The organism is Mucilaginibacter sp. (genome assembly GCF_028288105.1).
GTDB lineage: Bacteria > Bacteroidota > Bacteroidia > Sphingobacteriales > Sphingobacteriaceae > Mucilaginibacter.
On the sequence record NZ_JAQBOI010000276.1, the window covers coordinates 1 to 5,961 of the forward strand.

The 5,961-nt window shown below is 42.0% G+C and carries 7 protein-coding genes; all 7 read left to right on the forward strand.

All coding sequences use genetic code 11. From position 1 onward, the window contains the following. The first annotated feature begins 29 nt into the window (after nt 1–29). The 7 genes from JWQ85_RS18620 (at nt 30) to JWQ85_RS18650 (ending at nt 5,912) form a co-directional block, all read left to right on the forward strand. On the forward strand, nt 30–683 hold the full coding sequence (locus JWQ85_RS18620) for a GNAT family N-acetyltransferase (protein ID WP_256537148.1): 654 nt from the start codon (nt 30–32) through the stop codon (nt 681–683). A 92-nt stretch (nt 684–775) separates the two neighbouring features. After that, nucleotides 776–1,975: an argininosuccinate synthase gene (argG, locus tag JWQ85_RS18625; RefSeq protein WP_299470620.1), complete on the forward strand. Its 1,200-nt coding sequence runs from the start codon at nt 776–778 to the stop codon at nt 1,973–1,975. Further along, nucleotides 1,968–2,318: a cupin domain-containing protein gene (locus JWQ85_RS18630; protein WP_256537150.1), complete on the forward strand. Its 351-nt coding sequence runs from the start codon at nt 1,968–1,970 to the stop codon at nt 2,316–2,318. Before argG ends, JWQ85_RS18630 begins: the two co-directional genes overlap by 8 nt. Next, the gene (argC, locus tag JWQ85_RS18635; protein WP_299470622.1) at nt 2,299–3,297 is read left to right on the forward strand and encodes an N-acetyl-gamma-glutamyl-phosphate reductase; all 999 of its coding nucleotides are present in this window, start codon (nt 2,299–2,301) and stop codon (nt 3,295–3,297) included. The genes JWQ85_RS18630 and argC overlap by 20 nt, the downstream gene beginning before the upstream one ends. A gap of 58 nt (nt 3,298–3,355) precedes the next feature. Beyond that, entirely contained in the window at nt 3,356–4,486 is a 1,131-nt protein-coding gene (locus JWQ85_RS18640; RefSeq protein ID WP_299470625.1) for an aminotransferase class III-fold pyridoxal phosphate-dependent enzyme, read from the forward strand. Nucleotides 4,487–4,570: 84 nt separating this feature from the next. Next, nucleotides 4,571–5,521, forward strand: a complete 951-nt coding sequence (locus tag JWQ85_RS18645; protein ID WP_299470627.1) for an acetylornithine carbamoyltransferase — start codon at nt 4,571–4,573, stop codon at nt 5,519–5,521. A gap of 10 nt (nt 5,522–5,531) precedes the next feature. After that, complete coding sequence (locus JWQ85_RS18650; RefSeq protein WP_299470629.1) at nt 5,532–5,912, forward strand: hypothetical protein; 381 nt, start codon at nt 5,532–5,534, stop codon at nt 5,910–5,912. Nucleotides 5,913–5,961 lie beyond the last annotated feature (49 nt).

The window sequence follows — 5,961 nt, forward strand, 5'->3', positions numbered from 1 at the left end:
AATAATTTAACGGTAATTTTTCTATTATAATGACCATACAAGATTTTGACATAACCGTAGCAACTGCACAACATGCAGACTTTGCCACTATTATATGTGATGAAATGGCGGAGTCGGCCAAGGCGCGCGGTACAGGTATTGCACAGCGTTCTCCGGAATACGTCGCTAATAAAATGCTGGAAGGCAAAGCTGTTATCGCCTTACATAAGGACGGCACATGGGCAGGTTTTTGCTATATCGAGACCTGGAGCCATGGCGATTTCGTGGCTAACTCGGGCTTGATAGTAAACCCAATCTATCGTAAAGCAGGTTTGGCTAAAGCCATTAAGCATAAAATATTCGAACTATCGCGCACAAAATATCCTAAAGCCAAACTTTTTGGTTTAACTACGGGTTTGGCAGTAATGAAGATCAATTCGGAAATTGGCTATGAGCCGGTTACCTATTCTGAACTTACCCAGGATGAAGATTTTTGGAAAGGCTGCCGCAGCTGTGTGAACTACGATATTTTGATGAGTAAAGATCGTAAGAACTGCATGTGCACCGCTATGCTTTTCGACCCGGAAGCGATACAGAAGCAATACGAAGAGAAAATGAAGAAAATAACGCACAAAGCAACGTTATTAGAGCGTATTGAAGCTGCGATAAAGAAACGTATGGAGAAAATGGTTTTGTTTAGTTAAAAATAATTTAATTGTAGAGACGCGATACCTCGCGTCTTGAATACTATAATAATAAAGACGTGAAGTATCGCGTCTCTACGGCAAATACAAACATGGATAAAAAGAAAGTAGTACTGGCATACAGCGGCGGATTAGATACATCATTTTGCTGCATTTATTTAACACGCGACTTAGGTTACGAGGTTCACTCGGTGATTGTTAATACAGGTGGTTTTAGTGACGAAGAGCTTAAAGGCGTTGAAGAACGCGCTTACCAAATGGGCGTAACTTCGCACCACGTGGTTGATGAAACCGAAAACTTCTATAATACATGTGTACGTTTCCTGATATACGGTAACGTGTTAAAAAACAACACCTATCCCCTTTCGGTTAGTGCCGAACGTGTTAGTCAGGCTACTGCTATTGCCAACTATGCCAAAGAGATTGGCGCCGAATACGTTGCCCATGGCAGCACCGGCGCCGGTAATGATCAGGTACGTTTTGATATGATCTTCAATATCCTTGTGCCCGAAGTGCAGATCATCACCCCTATTCGTGACTTGAAATTAAGCCGCGAAGCAGAAATAGAATACCTGAAAAAACACGGTGTTGAAATGAACTTTGAAAAAGCAAAGTATTCTATCAACAAAGGTATTTGGGGAACATCTGTGGGTGGTAAAGAAACCCTTACCTCAAATTTAGGTTTACCTGAAGAAGCATGGCCTACACAGGTTACCGAAACCGAGCCAAGAGCCTTAGAATTAGTTTTTGAACAAGGCGAACTGGTTGGTATCGATAACGAAAAATACGATCATCCAACCAAAGCTATACAGGCTTTACAAGCTATAGCACAACCTTACGGTATTGGCCGCGATATCCATGTGGGCGATACCATTATCGGTATAAAGGGCCGTGTTGGTTTTGAGGCTGCTGCACCAATGGTAATTATAAAAGCACACCATACGTTAGAGAAACACGTGTTAACCAAATGGCAGCTTTCATGGAAAGATCAATTATCCGCTTTCTATGGTAACTGGCTGCACGAAGGGCAGTTCCACGACCCTATTATGCGTAATATGGAAGCATTTTTAACCGATACACAAAAGAATGTGAGCGGTAAAGTATTTGTTCAGCTTTACCCATACCGTTTCCAGGTGGTGGGTATCGAGTCAGATCACGATCTGATGTCGAACAAGTTTGGTAGCTACGGCGAAATGAATAACTCATGGAGCGGCGAAGATGTTAAAGGGTTCTCCAAAATATTTGGCAACCAGGTAATGATATATCATAAAGTAAACGGCACAAATGAGTAATCCTGTTTTTTCGAGAAGTGAATGCCTGAGCCAGTACAGGTGGGGCGATGATTGCCACGGCTGGAACTTTGTGGATACAGATGAATTATCTGTTAAGCAAGAACTAATGCCACCTGATACAGCCGAGCAGCTTCACTATCACGAAAAAGCGACTCAAATGTTCTTTATTTTAAAAGGCAGGGCCATTATGACTATTGATGGTGTAGAAAGCATGCTGAAACCGGAACAGGGTATCCTGATACTTCCCGGCCAAAAGCATTTCATCAGCAATAAAGACCAGGCCGATCTGGAGTTTATACTATATTCTTATCCCTCAACAAAAAATGACAGAATCAACCTATAAACATATAAGAGCAGGTATTGTAGGCGGTGCAGGCTATACCGGTGGCGAAATGTTGCGGATACTTATCAATCACCCAAATGTGGAGATAGTATTTGTGCATAGCAACAGCAATGCAGGTAACCACGTTTACGATGTGCATACCGATCTGTTTGGCGATACCGACCTTAAGTTTGCAGCTGAATTAGCCTACAATGTTGACGTATTGTTTTTATGTGTTGGCCATGGGGATGCTAAAAAGTTTTTAGAAGCCAATGAGATCCCGGATCATATCATGATAATTGACTTAAGCCAGGATTTTAGGTTAAGCCAAAACTCGAAATTTAAAAATAAAAGCTTTGTATACGGTCTCCCTGAACTGAACCGGGAAGCCATTAAAACGGCTGATAATATAGCAAACCCGGGTTGTTTTGCCACTTGTTTACAATTGGGCTTATTACCACTTGCAAGTAAAGGTTTGCTGAAAAACGAGGTACATGTAACCGCAACTACTGGATCAACCGGTGCGGGCCAAAGCCTTTCTCCTACCTCGCATTTTACCTGGAGGAATGATAACCTGTCTGTTTACAAGGTTTTTAATCATCAGCATTTAAATGAGATTGGTCAATCATTAAGGCAACTGCAAGGTGTTTTTGATAAAGATATAAACTTTGTGCCCTATCGTGGTGGCTTCACCCGCGGTATCATCGCTTCTATTTACACCGAAAGCGACCTGTCGGAAGCTGAGGCGTTAAAGCTTTACCAGGAGTATTATACAGGCCATCCGTTTACGCATGTAACCAATAAAGATATCGACTTGAAGCAGATCGTGAACACAAATAAATGCTTTTTACAGGTTAAGAAATACGATAATAAGATATTCATAATGAGCATAATGGATAATTTACTTAAAGGCGCTTCGGGCCAGGCAGTTCAAAATATGAACCTGTTGTTTGGCTTAGATGAACGCACAGGGTTACGACTTAAGGCGACTGGCTTTTAAGGCCATTCGCCACAATAGCGTTTATCAATTTAAGTATTAATTTTTCTTCTGTTTAAAAATGAAATTATTCGACGTATATCCAATTAATCCAATCAATATTGTAAAAGGCGTTGGCAGCCTTGTTTATGACGACAAAGGTACTGAGTACCTTGACCTTTACGGCGGGCATGCCGTTATTTCCATCGGTCATACAAATCCGCATTATGTAAAACGATTAGAAGATCAGCTGCACCAGATAGGATTTTATTCAAACTCTATTGAGATCCCGCTGCAAACGCAACTGGCCGAAAAACTGGGCCATGTTTCAGGTAAAGAAGATTATCAATTGTTTTTGTGTAATTCAGGTGCCGAGGCTAACGAGAACGCTTTGAAACTGGCATCGTTTTATAACGGTAAAAAGAAGATCATTGCTTTCAGGAAGGCTTTCCACGGTCGTACATCATTGGCCGTTGCGGCAACAGATAATCCAAAGATAGTCGCCCCGGTTAACGAAACCGATAATGTTATATTCCTGCCGTGGAATGATGAGGCTGCTTTGGAAGAGGCTTTCAAAAACAATGATGTATCATCTGTAATTATTGAAGGTATACAGGGTGTTGGCGGTATACAGGTTGCCCCGGTTAGCTTCCTCCAAAAAATAAGGTCGCTTTGCGATGCACATAATGCTGTTTATATAGCAGATTCGGTACAATGTGGTTATGGCCGTACGGGCAAATTCTTCTCGCATGATTTCGCGGGCATTAATGCCGATATCTACTCCATGGCTAAAGGCATGGGTAATGGCTTCCCTGTTGGCGGTATTATTATATCGCCTAAGATAGCCCCTGCTTACGGCATGCTGGGCACTACATTTGGTGGTAACCACCTGGCTTGCGCTGCAGGTTTAGCCGTTTTAGAAGTTATTGAACAAGATAACCTGATGCAAAACGCTGCCGAAGTTGGTGGTTACCTGATTGAAGAATTAAAGAAATTTGATAAGGTAAAAGAAGTACGTGGCCGTGGCCTGATGATAGGTATCGACCTGCCTGAAGAATTAAGCAACGTTAAAAAAGACCTGTTGTTTAAGCATAAGATATTTACGGGCGAGGCCAAACCAAATGTGGTAAGGCTTTTACCTGCGCTGAACCTAACCAAAGCTTATGCCGATAGGTTCCTGGAAGCGTTTACTACAACTTTAAACAATTCTTAGTATTAGATATATATTTTTACAACATAATCATTCAAAGTCCCTCTCCCACGGAGAGGGCTTAGAGTGAGGCTAAAATGGGGCTCTATGAAATTATTCTCTTCGGTAAATGATGTTAAGGATGTGCCGGTACTGGTTGCCAGCGCCTTACAATTGAAACAAAACCCATATGCGCATCAGCATTTGGGTAAAAACAAAACTCTGAGCCTTGTTTTCCTGAACCCAAGCCTGCGTACCCGCATGAGCACCCAAAAGGCAGCCATGAATTTGGGTATGAATGTGATTGTATTAAATATTGATAAAGAAGGCTGGGCGCTTGAGCTACGCGACAACGTGATAATGAACGGCACTACCGTAGAGCATATCCGCGAAGCTGCCGGTGTTATGGGCGAGTATTCGGATATAATAGGTGTGCGCTCTTTCCCGGGGTTAAAAGACCGTGAGGAGGATTACAGCGAAACCATATTCAACAAGTTTGTAGAGTTTTGTAAGGTACCTGTAGTAAGTTTAGAATCTGCTACATGCCATCCACTGCAAAGCCTTGCCGATCTGGTTACCATTGAAGAACTTAAAACTACTGCACGCCCCAAGGTAGTATTAACCTGGGCACCACATATAAAGGCACTGCCGCAGGCTGTACCCAATTCTTTTGCCGAATGGATGCGTAGGGCTGATGTAGATTTTACCATTGCCCACCCGGCAGGATACGAGCTTTCTACGGATTTTACAAATGGTGCAGCCATTACTCATGATCAGGATGAAGCCATAAAGGATGCTGATTTTATCTACGTAAAAAACTGGTCGGCCTATGAACCTTACGGCTCAGTAACCGGTGGTAACGAAGATTGGATGCTAACCAACGATAAGCTTGAAGCGGTAGCGCCCAACGCCAAAGTGATGCATTGCTTACCCGTACGCCGCGATCTGGAACTCTCATCAGAGATATTGGACGGGCCAAGATCTATAGTGATACATGAGGCAGGTAACCGTGTATGGGCGGCACAGGCTGTGTTAAAACAAATGCTGGAAGCGTTGTAATATAATGGTTATGACTATTGAATATGATATCTTTCTTGACGATGTAATAATTGGAGTTACCAAACTTGAAAAAGCTGATGCGCCTATGGGGGTTGTGTTCGGCGATATCAATTTCAACGACAGTAAGTTTAATTATGATTTTCTGAGGAAATATTGTGTTATTAATAATATAACCTTTTCAGAAGATGCAGAGAGTGAATTTATAAACACGAATAATATCCCAGCATTGATTGTAAAGGATAAAGCTCTCAACCTAATTCAAGGCATATCGCGTTCTATTTCTGGCATGGATGCCGAAGGCTTCGAGATCAATATTATAGGGATCGAGTATTCATTATACGAAACACTATTTCCACATCACGTTAGCTATTATAATTCTTTATTTAAATAACGTGTACACACCAAAACATTTTCAGTTATCTGACCATCAGGAAGCTATC